The organism is Actinomycetospora callitridis (assembly GCF_028737265.1).
GTDB classification, from domain to species: Bacteria; Actinomycetota; Actinomycetes; order Mycobacteriales; family Pseudonocardiaceae; genus Actinomycetospora; species Actinomycetospora callitridis.
Genome location: NZ_JAQZAK010000001.1, coordinates 600,809 through 617,535 on the forward strand (window position 1 = coordinate 600,809; position 16,727 = coordinate 617,535).

The following is a 16,727-nucleotide window of genomic DNA, read 5'->3' on the forward strand; positions in this document are numbered from 1 at the left end:
CGGGCCCCGTGCTCCCGGGGGGTGCTCCGTGGAACGGTCACGGGTTGCGCTTCGTGACCGGACGGGACGGACCGGACGTGCTCCGGGCGACGGACCACACGCTCGGAGCAACGGTCTGCGCACGACATCCACGGTGCCCCGACGCCGGTCGGACGGGCGTGAGGCCGGGTATGGGGCCGGGTCCGGGGCCGGGGCCGGGTCCGGGGCCGGGCGTGAGCGGAGCGCGGGGCGGGCACACTCCCGGCCATGGCTCCCCGCGACGATCTCGCCGCGTCCCTGCGCTCGATGGACGGCGCCAGCTACGGCCGCTACAAGTCGCTGTCGGGGCGGTGGGACGTCGCCGGCCTGGACCTCGAGGTCCTGCGCGTCCAGGCCGACCCGTTCGCGCCGCCGAGCCGGGTGCGGCTGACCGTCCACGACGCCGGCCTGCCCGCGGACCTGTGGTCGACCGCCGACCGTCGCCGGGCCCTCGCGTCGTTCCTGCTCCGTGGCCTGCGCCGGTCGCTGCGCGGCACCCCGGTGAACGTCGACGCGGGCGGCCCCGAGGTCCTCGAGCGCAGCGCGGGCACGGTGCGCGACGACGGCGTCGTGGTCCTCGAGGTCGGCGTCCCGTTCCCCGGGCCCAAGCGCCGGATCCTCGGGCGCGAGGCGGCGACGCTGCTGGGGGAGACGCTGCCGACCGCGGTGCGCGAGGCGGTGCACGCGGCCGACCACGCGGCGGCGCGGACGTTCGTCGAGACCGTCGAGGACGCCGTGGCGCTGCGGGCGGCGCTCGCCGGGCGCGGGCTCGTCGGGTTCGTCGCGGACGGGGCCGTGCTGCCGCGGCGCAGCGGCGTCGACGACCGGCCGCTCGACGGGGCGACGCCGTTCGGCGGGCCGTCCTCGTTGCGGGTGACGCTCACGGCGCCGAACGCCGGGGAGGTGAGCGGGCTCGGGGTGCCCGAGGGCGTCACGTTGATCGTCGGCGGCGGGTACCACGGCAAGTCGACGTTGCTGCGTGCGCTGGAGGCCGGCGTCTACGACCACGTGCCGGGCGACGGCCGCGAGCAGGTGGTCACCCGGCCGGACGCGGTGAAGCTGCGCGCCGAGGACGGGCGCGCGGTGACCCACGACGACGTGTCCGCGTTCGTCGCGCACCTGCCGTCCGGTGAGCCCACCGACGACTTCTCGACGACCAACGCCTCGGGCTCGACGAGCCAGGCCGCGTCGACCGTCGAGGCGGTGGAGGCGGGCGCCGACGTCCTGCTCATCGACGAGGACACGTCGGCGACCAACATGATGATCCGCGACGCGCGGATGCAGCAGCTGATCGCGACCGAGCCGCTGGTGCCGTTCGTCGAGCGGGTCCGCCCCCTGCACGCGGAGCACGGGGTGTCGACGGTGCTGGTGATGGGCGGGTCGGGCGACTACCTCGGCGTCGCCGACACGGTGATCATGATGGACGCCTACCGCGCCTCCGACGTCACCGCGCGGGCCCACGAGATCGCCGCGTCCGGGCCGTCGCGCACCGTGGAGCACACCGGCTTCCCGGCGGTGACGCCGCGCGTCGTCGACCCGGCCTCGCTGGACCCGACGGCGAAGGGCAAGCGGCGGGTCACCGCGCGGGGGCGCGACCGGCTGAGCTTCGGCGAGGACGACATCGACCTCTCGGCGGTGGAGCAGATCGCCGATCGCTCGCAGGTCGCCGGCATCGGGCGGGCGCTCGCGCTGCTCGGGGACGGCGTGCTCGACGGGACGATCACGGTGGCCGAGGGCCTGGACCTGCTCGACGCCGAGCTCGACCGTCGCGGCACCGAGGCGCTGCTCGACGGGCGGTCCGAGGACGTCGCCCGCCCCCGCCGCCACGAGGTCGCCGCCGCCCTCAACCGCCTCCGGTCGATGCGCCTCCGTACGTGAGCGAAGTTCCCGGCTATAGCCGGGAACTTCGCTCACGGGTCAGGGGACGATCTGGACCCGGTCGTAGACGTTGAGGCCGTTGAAGAAGGCCTGAGCGTCGGGGTCGGCCATGCGCACGCAGCCCGCGGACTGCCGGGCGGGGTCGCCGCCGTGGAATGCGCGGCCGTTGTTGTCGAAGAACACCGACCACGGCATCCGCGCGTTGTTGTACTCCTTGGAGAGGTGGACCTCTTCCTTGCGCTGCACGGCGAACATGCCGACCGGCGTCTCGCTGCCCGGGGCGCCGTGGTTCATCCGCACGGGGCCTCGGACGATCGTCCCCTTGCCGTCGGAGAGCCACGCCTCGTTGGTGGACAGGCGCGCGCAGGCCTTGACGTTGTCCTCGCACGGCATGGCCGCGACCGGCGCCGCCATCGCGACCGCCCCGGCACCGCCGATGCCGGCGAGGGCGGTCAGTCCGAGTCCCAGGGCCGCGGCGCGTCTGCCGACCCGACGTCCGACCCGACGAGCGCCCTCACGCGCCTCGGTCCGGACGTCCATCCACGTGTGCCGACCCACCCTGCTCCTCTCGACGGGGCACCGCTGCGCGGCGCCTCCCTCTCAACGGCACCGGGGTCGACACGGACGAGTGGTCTGTCCGGGTGGTCCCTCGCGGTGACCGTCCCGTCGCTCTCCGTGCCGATCTCGGCTGCCGGGCGGGGACTCTCTCATCCGCGACGGCCTCCGCCGGGACCCCCCGCCCCGCGTGTGGCGCTTGCCCGGTGTGGCCCTGAGCAGGAAAGTGACGCCGTGGCCGCAACGGGATCCCGCGGGCGCGGGGCCGACAGCACGGGCGAGGAGCGCGACGGCGTCGCGCTCACGAACCTCGACCAGGAGCTGTTCGCCGGGGCGGGGGTGACCAAGCGCGAGCTCGTCGACTACCTCGACGCGATGGCGCCGCGGCTGCTGCCCGCGCTCGCCGGCCGGCCGCTGTCCGTGGTGCGGGCGCTGCGCGGGCAGAAGCCGTTCATGCAGAAGAACGTCCCCAAGTACGCGCCGGACTTCGTGCGCACGGTGTCGTTCTGGGCCGAGTCGTCGCACCGCGAGGTGGCCTACGCCCTGTGCGACGACCGCCGGACGCTGCTGTGGTTCGCCAACCAGCGCGCCATCGAGTACCACCCCACGCTCACCCGCGCGGACGCGATGGGCACGCCCGAGCACCTCGTCCTCGACCTCGACCCGCCCGAGGACGCCGGGTTCGACGCGGTCGTGGCCGCCGCGCACCTCGTGCGCCGCGCGCTCGACGACGTGGGGCTCGCCGGCGTCGTGAAGACCACGGGGTCCAAGGGCGTGCACATCCTCGTGCCGCTCGCGCCCGGGCCCACCCACGAGGACGTGGCGGGCGCCACCCGCGCGCTCGCGGTGCACACCGAGCGGCTCGACCCGTCGGTCGCGACCACGGCGTTCATCCGCGCCGACCGCGACGGCAAGGTGTTCGTCGACCCCACCCGCGCGGGCGGCTCGACGATCGCCGCCGTCTACAGCCCGCGCGTGCGCCCGGGCCTGCCGGTGTCGTTCCCGGTGACCTGGGACGAGCTGGACACCGTGGTGCCCTCGGAGATCACCGTGCACACGGGCCCGGACCGCCCCGATCCCTGGTCCGACGCGACGTCCCGCCCGGTGCCCCAGGCGCTGCCGGAGGAGCTCGTCGCCGAGGGCCGCACCATCCCCGTCGCCCGCGTCCAGGCCATGCACGAGGGCAAGCGCCGCAAGCGCGCCGCGGAGAAGAACCCCGAGTAGTCGGTTCCCCTCGAGGTCCAGGTCAGCGGCGGACCGTCGCAGACGGTGAACGTCCGTAGAAGGGGAGCACGCCGATAGGGCCACGCAGACGCTCGCGCCTCGCTCACGCAGCGTCAGTGGAGAACGCCGACGACGACCGTCGCGTCGCGGTCGTCGTCGTGGTGCACGACGGCGTCGAACCCCACCGCGACGAGCGCCTCGCGGGCCACGTCGGCCTGGTGCTCGGCGCACTCGACGAGCAGGTGACCGCCCGGCCGCAACCACGCCGGCGCCCCGAGCGCGAGCCGGCGCACCACGTCGATCCCGTCGCCGCCGCCGTCGAGGGCGGCGCGGGGCTCGTGGTCGCGCGCCTCGGGCGGCATGTCGGCGAGCGCGTCGGTGGGCACGTACGGGGTGCTCGCGACGATCACGTCGACCCGCCCGGCGAGCGAGGCCGGCAGGGCGTCCAGGAGGTCCCCGACGTGCACGCCCGCGGCCTCCGGCAGGTTCTCCCGCGCGCAGGCCACGGCGGCCGGGTCGACGTCGGTGGCGTGCAGCACGAGCGACGGGCGGGCCGCCAGCAGCGCCGCCCCGATCGCCCCGCTCCCGCAGCAGGCGTCGACCACGACCTCACCGGGCACCGCCAGCGCCTGCGCCTGCGCCACCAGGAACTCGCTGCGCCGTCGCGGCACGAACACCCCGGGCGCGACGCGCACGCGCAGCCCCGCGAACTCCGCCCACCCGAGCACCTGCTCCAGCGGCTCGCCCGCGACCCGCCGGGCCACCAGCGCCTCCACGTCCCCGGCGGACGACTCCAGCAACGCCGCCTCCTCCTCGGCGAACACGCACCCGGCGGCCCGCAGGCGGGTCACCACGGAGTCGGTCACAGGCCGAGAATCCCGCGCGTCTCGGCGATCGTCGCCGGCCGGTGCCCGAGGTCGGCGAGCAGGGCGACGGCGTCGTCGACGAGCGCGGTGTTCGTCGGCGTCGACGACCCCGCGAAGTCCTCCAGTCCCACCCGCACGTGCCCGCCCCGGCGTATCGCGGTCTCGGCCAGCCCGCACGCGACCACGTCGCCGCCCAGCACCGCCACCGACCACGGCAGCCCCGACGGCTCGAGCATCTCGAGGTAGGCCTCCAGCGCGGTGGTGGTCGGCGGCAGCCCGAACTCCAGCGCGCCCCCGAAGTACAGCTTCACGATCGCGCCCGGCGGCACGCGCCCGTGGCGGTGCAGCGTGAGCGCCACCCGCAGGAAGCTCGGGTCGAAGATCGAGATCGACGGTCCGGTCCCGTGCGCCGCGCAGCGGGCGAACATGTGCTCGGTGTCGGCCAGGCTGTTCTGGTACGGCCCCGGCGCGGCGGCCTCGGCGACGACGCCGTCGCTGGTCAGGCCCAGGTTCACCGACCCGGGGTCGACGAGCGAGAGCCCGCCCATGCCGCGGCGGGCGAGCTCCTCGTGGTGCGCCCAGCGCCGCTCGATCGGGATGCCCCGCGCCCCGGCGGCCATGGTCGCGTAGAGCAGCAGGTCGGGGTGCTGCACGAGCACCGGCGTCCACGCCTCGACGTAGGGCTCGACCGAGTGCACGCCGTCGGCGACGAACATCGCCTCGTGGTGGTCGTGCGCGATGCTCGCCCCGCGGGCCACGCACGCGAGCATCTCGTCGGCGACCTCGGCGGGGGTCAGCGGCACGTGCGGGTTCACCGAGCGGGGCGTCGCCCCGTTGACGGCGACCTCGAGGATCACGGGAGACGTCACCCGGCGAGGATCGTCGCCCCGCGGCGCCGCGTCGAGCATCATGGCCGCCCGTGGACCCCCTCACCGCCCACGAGCTGGGCCGCGTACGCGCGCTCGCGACCTCCTCGCTGTGCGACGCCGACAAGACCCTCGCCCTGCCCGACCCCGCGATCCGGGCGATGGTGCCCGGCGTGCGGATGGCCGGGCCTGCCGTCACCGTCGTGGCCCCCGACGACCACCTGCCGGTGCTCCTCGCGGCGGGTGAGGCGGCGCCGGGTTCGGTGCTGGTCATCACCAACCCCCGCGGCACTCGGGCGATCGCGGGCGAGCTCGTCGCCGCCGAGGCGCGCCGCCGCGGCCTGGCCGGGATCGTCATCGACGGCTTCTGCCGCGACGTCGCGGGCCTGCGTGTGCTCGGGCTGCCGGTGTTCGCCCGCGGCTCGACGCCGGCGTCGGGCACCGCGCGCGACCCGCGCGGGGTCGACGAGGGTGCGGTGGCCCTCGGCGGGGTCGCCGTGCGGCCGGGCGACGTCGTGCTGGGTGACGACGACGGGCTCGCCGTCGCCACCCCCGACCAGCTGCGCGCCGCCCTGGCCGGCGCCGAGGAGATCGAGCGCGCCGAGGCCGCGGTGCTCGCCGGGCTCGGGCAGGGCCGCTCGCTGGCAGACCAGACCACGATCGCCGAGCACCGCGCCGCCCGCGCCGCCGGACGCGAGTCGAGCCTCGGGTTCAGGGTATGAGCGGTCGAGCCCCGGTCCTGCTCGTCACCGGCGGCAGCCGCGGCATCGGCGCCGCGGTGGTCGCGCGGGCCGCGGCCGCCGGGTGGGCGGTGTGCCTGACCTACCGCGGGGACGCCGGGGCGGCGCAGGAGGTGGTCACCGCGGCCCGCGAGCACGGCGTCGACGCGCGGGCGGTGCGCGCCGACGTCGCGGCGGAGGCCGACGTCGAGGCCGCGTTCGCCGCCGCGGACGCGATGGGCCCGCTCGCCGGCGTCGTCGTCAACGCCGGGGTGGTGGCCCCGAAGGCGCGGGTCGACGCGATGTCCGCCGAGCGCGTCACGGCGATGCTCGCGATCAACGTCGTCGGCGCGCTGGTCACCTGCCGCGAGGCCGTGCGGCGGCTCTCCACCACGCACGGCGGCCTCGGCGGGTCGATCGTGCTCGTGTCCTCCGTCGCCGCCCGGTTGGGCGCGCCGGGGGAGTACGTGGACTACGCCGCGTCGAAGGCCGCCGTCGACACCCTGGGCACGGGGCTCGCCAAGGAGGTCGCGGGCGAGGGCGTGCGGGTCAACGTCGTGCGTCCCGGGATCATCGACACGGAGATCCACGCCTCGGGCGGGCAGCCCGACCGCGTGGCCCGCCTCGGGCCCTCGGCACCGGTCGGTCGCGCCGGCACGGCCGACGAGGTCGCCGTCGCCGTGACGTGGCTGCTCTCCGACGAGGCGTCCTACTGCACGGGCAGCGTCCTCGACGTGGCGGGCGGCCGATAGGAACCGGACAAGATCGGGGCGGTGGCGCGCGCCGTCGGGCCCGCGGAGCAGAATCGCGCGGGTGACGAGGAACGAGGCGTCACTCGACGTGCCGGGCCCGCGGCCCGCGCGTGGGGCCTGGCGCAGCTACGTGGCACTCGGGGACAGCTTCACCGAGGGCGTCGGGGACCCCGATCCCGTGACGGGGATCGAGCGCGGCTGGGCCGACCGCGTCGCCGCCGCCCTGGCGCGCGGACGGCCGGACGTCGAGTACGCCAACCTCGCGATCCGGGGGCTCCTGCTCGACCGGGTGGTCGCCACCCAGGTCCCGGAGGCCGTGCGCCTGGCTCCCGACCTCGTGAGCATCTGCGCCGCCGGGAACGACCTGCTGCGTCCGTCGGCCGACCCGGACGCCCTGGCCGGACGGCTCGAGGGCGCGGTCGCGACGCTGCGCGCGACGGGTGCCGACGTGCTGGTGTTCACGGGGTTCAACACCCGTGAGAGCCCGCTGCTCAACCTCATCGCCCGGCGGCTGGCCGCGATGAACCAGCACATCCGCGACATCGCCGCCCGGCAGGACGCGTACCTCGTCGACCTGTGGGCGATGGCGCCGCTGGCCGACGCCCGGGCCCGCACCGACGACCGGCTGCACCTCAACGCGGCCGGTCACGCGAAGGTCGCCGCCCGCGTCTGCGAGGTCCTCGGCCTCCCGCCGGAGCTGGACTGGCGCGAGCCCTGGCCGCCCGAGGCGCCCACCACGTGGACCGCGCGCCGCAGCGAGGACGCCCGCTGGGCCCGCGAGCACCTGTGGCCGTGGGTGCAACGGCGCGCGCAGGGCCGCAGCACGGGCGACCACCGACCGCCGAAGCGCCCGCAGCTCGCGCCCCTGCCATGAAGATCGTCGCGCACGACCTCACCGGCCCCGAGATCGCCGCCCTGCTCGACGAGCACCTCGAGGAGATGCGCGCGGTGTCGCCGCCGGAGAGCAAGCACGCCCTCGATCTCGAGGGTCTGCGCGCCCCGGACGTGACGTTCTGGACGGTCTGGGACGACACGGACGGCGGCGCGCTCCTGGGCTGCGGCGCCCTGCGCGAGCTCGACCCGTCCCACGGCGAGATCAAGTCGATGCGCACGGCGTCGGCGCACCGGGGCCGCGGCACCGCGACGCGGCTCGTCGAGCACGTCGTCGCCGAGGCCCGGCGCCGCGGGTACGCGCGGCTGAGCCTGGAGACCGGCGCGGAGGAGTACTTCGCCCCGGCCCGCCGCCTCTACGCACGTCACGGGTTCGTGCGGTGCGCCCCGTTCGCCGACTACCCCGAGGACCACCACAGCGTGCACCTCACGCTGGTCCTCACGTAGGACGCCGGTCCTCACGTGGTTCGCGCTGCCTCCGCCACGATCCCGGCGATCTCGGTGTCGACGTAGCGCCGGGTGAGCGGTCCCATCAGCGTCGCGACGACCCCGAGCGGCCCGGTCTGCCGGATGCCGAGCGTCACCCGGCTCCGTCCCGGACCGGCCGGCTCGACCGCGTGCCAGGCGACGCTCTGCAGGCCGGGGGCGGCATGCGCTCCACGTCGACGATCACCGCCCACACCGTCCCGGAGTCGGCGTCCACATCCCGGCTGACCGTGTACTCCACGGTGGAGTCCTACCGCGCGGTCGACGCCGACGGGAGGCCCGTTCGCGCTCAGCCGACCCAGTCAGGGGTTCAGCACGACCGGCTCGTCGACGAGGCGCACCGACACCGGCGTCGTCGGCTCCCACCGTGGCGCGGCGCCCGGGCGCCACCGCCACCGTCGCGGCACCCGGTCCACCCCGAGGGCGAACACCGTGAGCGCGCCGTCCGGGGCGATCCGCAGGCGCAGGAAGCCCTTGTGGTCCTCGATGCTCTGCGCGGCGAAGAGCTCGTTGCGGTTGGCCCCCCGCGCCGCGACGAGCAGGAACACCGACATCACCAGGCTCGCGGCGAGCCCGGCGGCGAGGACGAGGAGCACGGTCGCGAGGGGATCGTCCAGGCGGGCGGCCAGGGCGGTCGCGCCGATCGCGACCGCCAGCTCGGGGACGGCGAGCGCGAGACCGAGCAGGACCCGGCGCACCCGCCCGGCGCGCTGCGGGACCACGAACGCGAACGCCCCGGCCGCGAGGGCCACCCCCGCGACCACCGACACGGCGGGCACGCGCAGCACCCACGGCACGATCACGAGGGCCTGCACGAGCACCAGCAGCGGCAGGAGCAGCCCGTTGCGCATCGGCAGCCGCCACAGCACCCGGCGGGCCTCGGCCCGTGACACCGCCTCGGTGGGGAACGTGTGCGGGCCGCGGACGTAGCGGTGGGTGCCGGTCGCGCGCACCTTCCCGGGCTCGGCGAGGTCGGTGGTGACGTCGAGCGTGGGCGGGAGGAAGTGTGTCGGCGAGGTGTACGCCCCGCCGTGGCCGGCGGTGACGAGCACCTGCTCCTCGCCGCCGTCCGGACCGGGTCCGGGTTCGCCGGGGCGGCGCAGCGCATACCGGGCGTAGTGGTGGGTGTCGCCGGTGAGCACGAGGCGCACCGGCAGGTCGCGGTCGCCGAGGACGTCGCGCAGGAAGAAGGCGAGGCGGTCCATCGCCTCGTCGTCGCCGTCCTGCGCCGCGTACCAGGCCGGGGCGGCCGTGATCAGGATGATCCGGTCGCCCGCCGGGATCCCGGCGACGACCTCCCGGAACCACAGCAGCTGCGTCGCGTCGACGTAGGTGTCGAGCTGGATGTCGACGGCGAGCACCCACCATCCGCGGGGCAGCGCCAGCGCGAAGTACGACCGGCGCTGCGCGGTGCGCCAGCCGGCGAGGTCGCGGCCCTGGCAGAACACGCGCAGGAACGCGGTCAGGCCGTCGTACCAGTCGTGGTTGCCGGGGATCGCGTACGCGGTCGGGGCGTCGCGGGTGGGGTCGGGCACGAACTGCGCGTCGAGCGGGCCCTCCAGTCGCTCCTCGTAGGCGCGGACGCCGGCCACCGGGTAGATCTCGTCGCCGCCCATCAGCAGCACGTCGCCGCGGGGGAGCTCCTCGCCGTCGACCGTCAGCGCCGGTGCCCCGAGCAGGGTCGCGACCGTGGCCATGGCGCGGAAGCCGTCACCGGTGTCGTTGAGGACGTCGATCCAGAAGTCGTCGTCGGGGTCCGCCTCGTGGGTCGCGACGCCCTGCGCGAACGTCGTCCCGGACATCACGTCGCGCTTGTCGGCGTACGCGGCAACGATGCTGCCCAGCGCCACGGTCACGCCGGTGCGCGCGAGCTCGGTGGGCGAGAGCCAGCGCACCGCCGGGTGTGTCCGCGGCTCGGCGTCGCTCGCTCCGGGCGCCATGCGGACAACGTAGTGGGGCACGTCGTGGGACGACGGTTCAGAGCGCCCCGACCGCGATCCGCGTCGCCTCCGCGATGGTCTGCTTGCCGTTCGTGCTCGTCGGGTCGGACGGGGTCGTGTAGACCGCGATCACCAGCGGCGCGCGTCCCGGCGGCCGGGCGACGGCGATGTCGTGGCTCCCGCCCTGCGCCCCGGAGCCGGTCTTGTCGCCGACGCGCCAGTCGCCGGGCACGCCGGCGCGGATCTGCTGGGTGCCGGTGGTCGCGCCGTCCATCCACCCGGTGAGGAGATCGCGGCCCGCGGGGTCGAGGGCGTCCCCCAGCACGAGGGCGCGCAGGTCCGCGGCCATCGCGTCCGGCGTGCTGGTGTCGCGCTCGTCGCCGGGCCCGGTCTCGTTGAGCTCCGGCTCGAGTCGGTCCAGCCGGGTCACCGGGTCGTCGAGGGTGCGCACGAACGCCGTCGTCGCCGCGGGCCCGCCGAGCAGGCCGATGAGCAGGTTCGCGGCGGTGTTGTCGCTGACGACGATCGCGGCCTCGCACAGCGCCGCGACGGTCATGCCGGTGTCGACGGAGCGCGTGGTCGTCGGCGCGTAGGAGAGCAGGTCGGCGCGGGTGTAGCGGACGGTGCGCTCGAGCAGGCCGGGGTCGTCGAGGCGTCGGCGCAGGATCGCCGCGACGATGAGCACCTTGGCCGTGGAGCACATCAGCACCCGGGTCTCCGCGCGGTGCCGCACCACCTGACCGGTGCCGGTGTCCAGCACGACGAGGCCGATCCGCCGGCCGGATCGGCGCTCCAGCTCGTCGAGGGCCGCGGGGTCGACGACGGTCGTGCCGGGCCTCGTCGGCTCAGGAGAGGCGCCGCCGGTCGAGCACCCCGCGAGCACCGCCGCGACACCGCCGAGGAGCACTGCCCGGCGGGTCGGAGTGATCACCCGCGGGAGGGTAGCGACCGGTACTCGAGGCCGTTCGCCGTGCCGCGCCACACCACGAGCCGGTCGAGGGTGACGACGATCGGCTGCGAGAACGTCATGAGCCAGGCGTCCAGGGGCTGGTCGCCGAGCATCGGGGCGTACTTGCGCCCGAAGGCGTCGAGGGCGTCCTCGACCCGCGCGAGCTCGGAGAGGACGGCGTCGCCACCGCCGGTGACGACGTCGCCGCCCTGGCCGGCCGTGTCGAGGGCGAGGCTGACGGCCCCGTGCGCCCGGAGGTGGCCGATCTTCGCGGTGTCCGGGCGGCTGAAGATCGTCACGATCGGGTCGTCGAAGGCGAACCACACGGGCACCGTGTGCGGGCGCCCGTCCGGCGCCACCGTGCCCAGCCAGATCACGGGTTCCGAGGCCAGACGCTCCGCGGCGTGGGCGTCGACGGCGACGTCGGTGTCGAGCAAGGCTCCGCTCACCCGCTCATCGCAGCAGATCGGTCAAGCGCGCCCTCTCGACACGGAGCGTGAACAAGGCTTCGATGTGCCCGACAGATCTGTTCCTCGAGAGGAGAACGTTGATGACCAGCGCGGTGGGTGGACCCGGCGTGCGCCGGGCGTCGAGCGGGTGGGGCTGGGTCCTGGCGTCCGGGATCCTCGGTCTGCTGGTGGGGGTCGTCGCGCTGTTCTTCCCCGGGCTGACCATCCTCACGGCGGCGTTCGTGCTCGGGATCGGCCTGATCGTGCAGGGGGCCCTGGAGATCGGCGTCGCCTGGCGCGCCGAGACCGGCTCGGCGGGCCGCGGCTGGCTCGCCGCGTTCGGGGTGCTGGCCCTGGTGGCCGGCGTCCTCGTGCTCTTCCAGCCGGGCGGCGGCATCCTCGTGCTCGCCTGGGGCATCATCCTGTGGTTCGTGATCGCCGGCGTCCACGACCTCCTGGTCGGTTTCTCGCAGAGCGAGCACCGCATCTGGAACCTCGTCCTCGGCGCGCTGACGCTGGTCGTCGCGTTCATCCTCATCGTCTCGCCGGGAACGGCCGTCGGGCTGATCGCGATCTTCATCGCCCTGGGCTTCCTCTTCCGCGGGGCGATGGACATCGGCCTCGCGCTGAGCATGCGGCGCGAGGCCCGCTGACGCGGGAGCGTCAGCGCTCCGCCCGCTCCATCTCCTCGACGAGGCTGCGCGGGCGCATGTCGGTCCAGTGCTGCTCGACGTACTCGAGCGCGGCGGCCCGGTCGGCGCCCGGGGCGTCGCCGGGGGAGTCCTGACCGAACACGACCGTCCAGCCCGCCGGGACGTCGGCGAAGACCGGCCAGAGGCTGTGCTGCCCCTCGTCGTTCACGAGCACGAGGAAGCGGCCGTCGGGGTCGTCGAAGGGGTTGGGCACGTCGTCACGCTCCGGTGAACAGGCGGCTCCAGGCCGCGACGGTGGGTTCCTCGGCCAGGTCGACGAAGCCGATGTCGGACCCGGTCTCGCCGCGCCACTGCTCGACGAGGCTCATGAGCCGGATGGAGTCGAGGCCGAGGTCGAAGAGGTCGTCGTCGTCGCCGACGTCCCGGGGCTCCTCGCCGAGTGCTGCGGCGACGTCGGTCCGGATGCGGTCACGGTCGACGCTGCCCGTCATCTCCGTCCCCGTCGTCGGGGTCTGCTCTGCCATGGCGGTCCTCTCCCTCGTGCTGCCGTCGGGTCGCGGCAGCGTCACGTCACGGTGGGCTGCTGCTCGGGGGCGTCGAGGCGACGCCGTCGCCGCTTGGCCGGGACGCACATCGGCGTGTGCTCCTCGGGGTCCGGGACGACGCGGACGTCGAGGCCGAACACCGTGCGCACCATCTCCGCGTCGACGACGTCCGAGGGCGGGCCCTGCGCGTGGATCCGTCCCTGGTGCATCGCGACGATGTGGTCGGCGTAGCGGCACGCCTGGTTGAGGTCGTGCAGGACCATGACGATCGTGCGGCCCTGCTCGCGGTTGAGATCGGCGAGCAGATCGAGCACCTCGACCTGGTGGGCCATGTCGAGGAACGTCGTGGGCTCGTCGAGCAGCAGGGTCTCGGTGTCCTGCGCCAGGGCCATCGCGATCCAGGCCCGCTGGCGCTGACCCCCGGACAGCGCGTCGAGCGACCGGCGCCGCAACCCGGCGGTGTCGGTGACCTCGAGGGCCCAGTCGATGTGGTGCTGGTCGTCGCGGGAGAACTGCTGCAGCCAGCTCTGGTGCGGGTAGCGGCCCCGGGCGACGAGGTCCTCGACGCTGAGCCCCTCGGGTGCGGACGGCGACTGCGGCAGGAGCCCGAGGCGCCGGGCGACCTCCCGGGTACCGAGCCGGGCCAGCTCGGTGCCGTCGAGCAGCACCGCGCCGGAGCTCGGTGCCAGGAGCCGGATCAGGCCGCGCAGCAGGGTGGACTTGCCGCAGGCGTTGGCGCCGACGATCGCGGTGACGGCGCCGGGCGGCAGCTCGAGCGAGAGATCGGCGACGACCGGGGTGCCGCCGTAGCCCAGGGTCAGTTCATGGGCGCGCAGGCTCATGGGGTCACCCTCCACGGACGGGTCGGTTGGCGCGGTAGAGGAGGTAGAGGAAGAAGGGCGCGCCCACGACGGCCGTGACGACACCGACCGGCAGCTCGACCGGCGCGAGCACCAGGCGGGCGACGAGGTCGCAGACCATCACCAGCACCCCGCCGACCAGGGCGGTCGCGGGCAGCACCGCGGCGCCGGTGAGGCCGGTCAGCCGGCGGGCGAGGTGTGGAGCGATGAAGGCCACGAACCCGATCGGCCCGGCCGCGGCCACCGCGAACGCCGCCAGCGCCGCGCCGACGACCACCAGACCGAGGCGCGAGCGCTGCACGCGCACCCCGAGCGCGGTGGCGGACTCCTCGCTGAGCGAGAGCGCGTCGAGGGCGCGCGCGAGGGCCGCGGTGGCCGGGAAGAGCAGCACCAGCCCCACGAGCAGGGGCCAGAATTCCGCCCACGTGACGCCGTTGAGGCTGCCGACGAGCCACACCGCGGCGCGCTGGACGTCGATGAGGTCGCCGATCACCAGCAGGTACTGCGTGCCCGCCACCGAGACCGCGGCGAGCGCGATGCCGATCAGCACCAGCCGGTACGGGGAGAGCCCACCGCGCCAGGCCAGGGCGTAGACCAGCGTCGCCGACACGACGGCGCCGGCGAACGCGCCGAGGGGCAGCAGGGCGGGCGGGGCGCCCAGGATGAGGATGGCGACGCCGGTCAGGCTCGCGCCGCCGGTGACGCCGATGATGTCCGGCGCGGCGAGGGGGTTGCGCACCAGCGTCTGGAAGATCAGCCCGGAGGCGCCGAGCGCCATCCCGCAGCCGAGGCCGACGAGCGCCCGCGGCAGCCGCAGGCCGACGATGATGAACTCGTCGCTGAAGGTCCCCGAGCCGACCAGGGTCGCGGCCACGTCGCCCAGTGGGATCGGGAACTCGCCGACGCTCACCGACAGGGCGATGGTGACGACGCCGACGACGAGCGCGCCGGCGCACACCGCGAGCAGCCGCAGGTCGAGCAGCCGCGAGAACCCGCCGGCGCGGACCGGCACCCGGCGGGGGGCCGGTCGAGGGTCGGCCCGGGTCACAGCTGCACCAGCCGTCCGCGACGGATCAGCGCGATGAACACCGGGGCGCCGATCGCGGCCATGACGATGCCGACCTGCAGCTCGCCCGGCCGCACCAGCACCCGGCCGATCACGTCGGCGACGAGCAGCAGGATCGGGCCCATGAGCATCGAGTAGGGGAGCACCCAGCGGTAGTCCGGTCCGACCAGCGCGCGGGCCGCGTGGGGCACGGTCAGCCCGACGAACCCGATCGGCCCGGCGACCGACACCGCCCCGCCGGCGCAGCACACGATGCCCACCGCGGCGAGACCCCGCGAGAGGGCCACCCGCTGGCCGAGCGCCCGCGCGACGTCCTCGCCGAGGGCCAGCGCGTTGAGCGCGCGCCCGGAGAGGAGGGCGAGCACCACGCCGACCACCAGGAACGGCGCCGCCCCGGCCAGCATTTCCAGGTCGCGACCGGCGAGCGAGCCGACCACCCAGAACCGGAAGGCGTCCAGGGTGCCGGAGTCGAGCAGCGCCATCGCCGAGGTCAGCGCGGTGAGCAGCGCGGCCACCGCCGCCCCCGCCAGCGCCAGGGTCACGGGGCTCGCCGCCGCCCGGCCCGACGCCCCGAGGGTGTAGACGACCACCGCCGCCACCGCCGCCCCGAGCAGCGCGAACCACGCGTACCCGGACACGCTCGTGATGCCCAGGACGTAGATCGACGTGACCACGGCGAAGGCCGCGCCGGCCTCGATGCCGAGGATCCCGGGATCGGCCAGCGGGTTGCGCGTGACGCCCTGGATCACGGTGCCCGCGACGCCCAGCGCCGCGCCGACCGCGATGCCGACCAGCGTCCGCGGCAGCCGGAGCTCCCGGACGGCGACGTGGGCGTCGGTGCCCGCGAAGTCGGTGAACGCGCCGATCACCTGGGGCAGCGAGACCGGCAATGCGCCCACCGCCAGCGACAGCAGGGTCGCGAGGGCCAGCAGTCCCACCCCGACCAGCAGGCCCGCCGCGCGCGCCGCCCCGCCGGCGAGCGGGGGCGTCCCGCGCTCGTCGGCCCGCTCGTCGGTCGTGGGGGCGGTCGGCGGCGAGACGCTCATTCGAGGTAGTCCCCCATGCGCCGGAACCAGTCGCCGGCGACGTGCTCGACGCCCTCGTCGTCGCGGACCCGCTGCAGCACCAGCCCGTGCTGCCCGCCCCGCCAGGCCTCCGGTCCGGCGACGACGATGACGCCGCGGCCCTCCCGGGCGAACACGCGCCCGAGGGTGCCGCCGGCCTTCTCCGTCGACACCGACGCCTCGAGCACCCGCAGCCGTCGGCCCTCGTGCAGGCACCAGGCGTTCGGGTACGGCCCGGTCTGGGCGCGCACGAGGTTGACGAGGTCGCGGGCCGGCCGCTCCCAGTGGATCTTGTTGTCCGGGTCGGCGCGCTTGTGGAAGAACGACGCGTGCGCGGGGTCCTGACGCAGCCAGTCGTGCGGGCCGTGCTCGATCCGGTCGAAGGCGTCGAGCGAGAGCTCCCCGAACAGCCCGACCGTGCGGTGGAACAGGTCCTCGGTGGTGTCGGTGGGCGTCACCGGGACGGTGCGCTGGGTGATGATGTCGCCGCGGTCGAGGTCGGCGTCCATCCAGTGCGCGGTGATGCCCACCTGGCTCTCACCGTTGATCAGCGCCCAGTTCAGCGGGGAGAAGCCCGCGTACTTCGGCAGCAGCGAGTCGTGGGTGTTGACCGTGCCGCGGGTGGGCGCGGAGAAGACCTCCGGGCTGATCCAGGTGCGCCAGTTGCAGGCCAGCCCGATCTCCGCCCCGGCCTCCTCGATCGCCCTCACGAGCTCGTCGTCGACCGCCTTCTCGCGGTAGATCACGGGGATGTCGTGGGCGCGGGCGAGGTCGCCCATCGACTCCTCGAAGATCGCGGGCGCCCACTCGCCCTCCTCGGGGTGGCTCACGGTGAGCACCACCTCGTGGCGGGACTCCAGCAGCGCGGCCAGCAGCCGTGCGCCCCACTTCTGGTAGCCGAACAGGACGACGCGCATCGATGGGCTCCTCGGGTTCTGGGCCGCTC

20 protein-coding genes are annotated in these 16,727 nt (G+C 75.1%); 7 read left to right on the forward strand and 13 right to left on the reverse strand.

The window, feature by feature from the left end; all coding sequences use genetic code 11:
• Positions 1 to 246 precede the first annotated feature (246 nt).
• Positions 247 to 1,896 (forward strand): ABC-ATPase domain-containing protein, encoded by a 1,650-nt coding sequence (locus tag PH191_RS02925; protein WP_274193124.1) that lies wholly within the window; start codon positions 247 to 249, stop codon positions 1,894 to 1,896.
• Between the two features lie 39 nt (positions 1,897 to 1,935).
• Here PH191_RS02925 and PH191_RS02930 read toward each other — a convergent pair whose 3' ends face one another.
• A complete protein-coding gene (locus PH191_RS02930; RefSeq protein WP_274193125.1) occupies positions 1,936 to 2,454 on the reverse strand; it encodes a L,D-transpeptidase in 519 nt (172 codons plus the stop codon).
• A gap of 231 nt (positions 2,455 to 2,685) precedes the next feature.
• Here PH191_RS02930 and ligD point away from each other — a divergent pair, with 231 nt between their 5' ends.
• Positions 2,686 to 3,675, forward strand: coding sequence for a non-homologous end-joining DNA ligase (ligD, locus tag PH191_RS02935; protein WP_274193126.1), 990 nt, complete (start codon positions 2,686 to 2,688; stop codon positions 3,673 to 3,675).
• A 113-nt stretch (positions 3,676 to 3,788) separates the two neighbouring features.
• Here ligD and PH191_RS02940 read toward each other — a convergent pair whose 3' ends face one another.
• Positions 3,789 to 4,541 (reverse strand): putative protein N(5)-glutamine methyltransferase, encoded by a 753-nt coding sequence (locus PH191_RS02940; RefSeq protein ID WP_274193127.1) that lies wholly within the window; start codon positions 4,539 to 4,541, stop codon positions 3,789 to 3,791.
• Entirely contained in the window at positions 4,538 to 5,410 is an 873-nt protein-coding gene (locus tag PH191_RS02945; protein WP_274193128.1) for a beta-keto acid cleavage family enzyme, read from the reverse strand. Before PH191_RS02945 ends, PH191_RS02940 begins: the two co-directional genes overlap by 4 nt.
• Before the next feature lie 50 nt (positions 5,411 to 5,460).
• Between PH191_RS02945 and PH191_RS02950 the strand changes: the two genes are divergently transcribed.
• The 4 genes from PH191_RS02950 (at position 5,461) to PH191_RS02965 (ending at position 8,216) form a co-directional block, all read left to right on the forward strand.
• Complete coding sequence (locus PH191_RS02950; RefSeq protein WP_274193129.1) at positions 5,461 to 6,129, forward strand: RraA family protein; 669 nt, start codon at positions 5,461 to 5,463, stop codon at positions 6,127 to 6,129.
• Positions 6,126 to 6,878 carry an SDR family oxidoreductase gene (locus tag PH191_RS02955; protein ID WP_274193130.1) on the forward strand — a complete coding sequence of 251 codons (753 nt, stop codon included), beginning with the start codon at positions 6,126 to 6,128 and terminating at the stop codon, positions 6,876 to 6,878. Before PH191_RS02950 ends, PH191_RS02955 begins: the two co-directional genes overlap by 4 nt.
• A 61-nt stretch (positions 6,879 to 6,939) precedes the next feature.
• Complete coding sequence (locus PH191_RS02960; protein WP_274193131.1) at positions 6,940 to 7,752, forward strand: SGNH/GDSL hydrolase family protein; 813 nt, start codon at positions 6,940 to 6,942, stop codon at positions 7,750 to 7,752.
• On the forward strand, positions 7,749 to 8,216 hold the full coding sequence (locus tag PH191_RS02965) for a GNAT family N-acetyltransferase (protein ID WP_274193132.1): 468 nt from the start codon (positions 7,749 to 7,751) through the stop codon (positions 8,214 to 8,216). The genes PH191_RS02960 and PH191_RS02965 overlap by 4 nt, the downstream gene beginning before the upstream one ends.
• An 11-nt stretch (positions 8,217 to 8,227) precedes the next feature.
• On the opposite strand, the gene PH191_RS02970 is transcribed toward PH191_RS02965, so the two are convergent.
• The 4 genes from PH191_RS02970 to PH191_RS02985 all read right to left on the reverse strand — a co-directional run bounded on the left by PH191_RS02970 (position 8,228) and on the right by PH191_RS02985 (position 11,593).
• Positions 8,228 to 8,353 carry a hypothetical protein gene (locus PH191_RS02970; RefSeq protein WP_274193133.1) on the reverse strand — a complete coding sequence of 42 codons (126 nt, stop codon included), beginning with the start codon at positions 8,351 to 8,353 and terminating at the stop codon, positions 8,228 to 8,230.
• A 204-nt stretch (positions 8,354 to 8,557) separates the two neighbouring features.
• Positions 8,558 to 10,195, reverse strand: coding sequence for a metallophosphoesterase (locus PH191_RS02975; protein WP_274193134.1), 1,638 nt, complete (start codon positions 10,193 to 10,195; stop codon positions 8,558 to 8,560).
• 37 nt (positions 10,196 to 10,232) lie between these two features.
• Positions 10,233 to 11,126 carry a class A beta-lactamase gene (gene bla / locus PH191_RS02980; RefSeq protein WP_274193135.1) on the reverse strand — a complete coding sequence of 298 codons (894 nt, stop codon included), beginning with the start codon at positions 11,124 to 11,126 and terminating at the stop codon, positions 10,233 to 10,235.
• Positions 11,123 to 11,593, reverse strand: a complete 471-nt coding sequence (locus tag PH191_RS02985) for a pyridoxamine 5'-phosphate oxidase family protein (RefSeq protein WP_274193136.1) — start codon at positions 11,591 to 11,593, stop codon at positions 11,123 to 11,125. Before PH191_RS02985 ends, bla begins: the two co-directional genes overlap by 4 nt.
• A 101-nt stretch (positions 11,594 to 11,694) precedes the next feature.
• Between PH191_RS02985 and PH191_RS02990 the strand changes: the two genes are divergently transcribed.
• Positions 11,695 to 12,246 carry an HdeD family acid-resistance protein gene (locus PH191_RS02990; RefSeq protein WP_274193137.1) on the forward strand — a complete coding sequence of 184 codons (552 nt, stop codon included), beginning with the start codon at positions 11,695 to 11,697 and terminating at the stop codon, positions 12,244 to 12,246.
• Between the two features lie 10 nt (positions 12,247 to 12,256).
• Here PH191_RS02990 and PH191_RS02995 read toward each other — a convergent pair whose 3' ends face one another.
• From PH191_RS02995 to PH191_RS03020, 6 genes are read right to left on the reverse strand one after another with little or no spacing between them, the layout of a single operon-like run.
• Positions 12,257 to 12,499 (reverse strand): MbtH family protein, encoded by a 243-nt coding sequence (locus PH191_RS02995; RefSeq protein ID WP_274193138.1) that lies wholly within the window; start codon positions 12,497 to 12,499, stop codon positions 12,257 to 12,259.
• Between the two features lie 4 nt (positions 12,500 to 12,503).
• Entirely contained in the window at positions 12,504 to 12,770 is a 267-nt protein-coding gene (locus PH191_RS03000; protein ID WP_274193139.1) for a phosphopantetheine-binding protein, read from the reverse strand.
• Between the two features lie 41 nt (positions 12,771 to 12,811).
• Positions 12,812 to 13,633 (reverse strand): ABC transporter ATP-binding protein, encoded by an 822-nt coding sequence (locus PH191_RS03005; protein ID WP_274193140.1) that lies wholly within the window; start codon positions 13,631 to 13,633, stop codon positions 12,812 to 12,814.
• Positions 13,634 to 13,637: 4 nt separating this feature from the next.
• On the reverse strand, positions 13,638 to 14,699 hold the full coding sequence (locus PH191_RS03010) for a FecCD family ABC transporter permease (RefSeq protein ID WP_274193141.1): 1,062 nt from the start codon (positions 14,697 to 14,699) through the stop codon (positions 13,638 to 13,640).
• Positions 14,696 to 15,763, reverse strand: a complete 1,068-nt coding sequence (locus PH191_RS03015; RefSeq protein ID WP_274193142.1) for a FecCD family ABC transporter permease — start codon at positions 15,761 to 15,763, stop codon at positions 14,696 to 14,698. Before PH191_RS03015 ends, PH191_RS03010 begins: the two co-directional genes overlap by 4 nt.
• Positions 15,760 to 16,698, reverse strand: a complete 939-nt coding sequence (locus PH191_RS03020; RefSeq protein ID WP_274193143.1) for a methionyl-tRNA formyltransferase — start codon at positions 16,696 to 16,698, stop codon at positions 15,760 to 15,762. Before PH191_RS03020 ends, PH191_RS03015 begins: the two co-directional genes overlap by 4 nt.
• Positions 16,699 to 16,727 lie beyond the last annotated feature (29 nt).

Coding starts and splice junctions, on each gene's coding strand:
- PH191_RS03005 (WP_274193140.1), bottom strand. CDS start 13,633: ATGAGCCTGCGCGCCCATGAACTGACCCTGGGCTACGGCGGCACCCCG.
- PH191_RS02965 (WP_274193132.1), top strand. CDS start 7,749: ATGAAGATCGTCGCGCACGACCTCACCGGCCCCGAGATCGCCGCCCTG.
- PH191_RS03000 (WP_274193139.1), bottom strand. CDS start 12,770: ATGGCAGAGCAGACCCCGACGACGGGGACGGAGATGACGGGCAGCGTC.
- PH191_RS02975 (WP_274193134.1), bottom strand. CDS start 10,195: ATGGCGCCCGGAGCGAGCGACGCCGAGCCGCGGACACACCCGGCGGTG.
- PH191_RS03020 (WP_274193143.1), bottom strand. CDS start 16,698: ATGCGCGTCGTCCTGTTCGGCTACCAGAAGTGGGGCGCACGGCTGCTG.
- PH191_RS03015 (WP_274193142.1), bottom strand. CDS start 15,763: ATGAGCGTCTCGCCGCCGACCGCCCCCACGACCGACGAGCGGGCCGAC.
- PH191_RS02990 (WP_274193137.1), top strand. CDS start 11,695: ATGACCAGCGCGGTGGGTGGACCCGGCGTGCGCCGGGCGTCGAGCGGG.
- PH191_RS02925 (WP_274193124.1), top strand. CDS start 247: ATGGCTCCCCGCGACGATCTCGCCGCGTCCCTGCGCTCGATGGACGGC.
- PH191_RS02955 (WP_274193130.1), top strand. CDS start 6,126: ATGAGCGGTCGAGCCCCGGTCCTGCTCGTCACCGGCGGCAGCCGCGGC.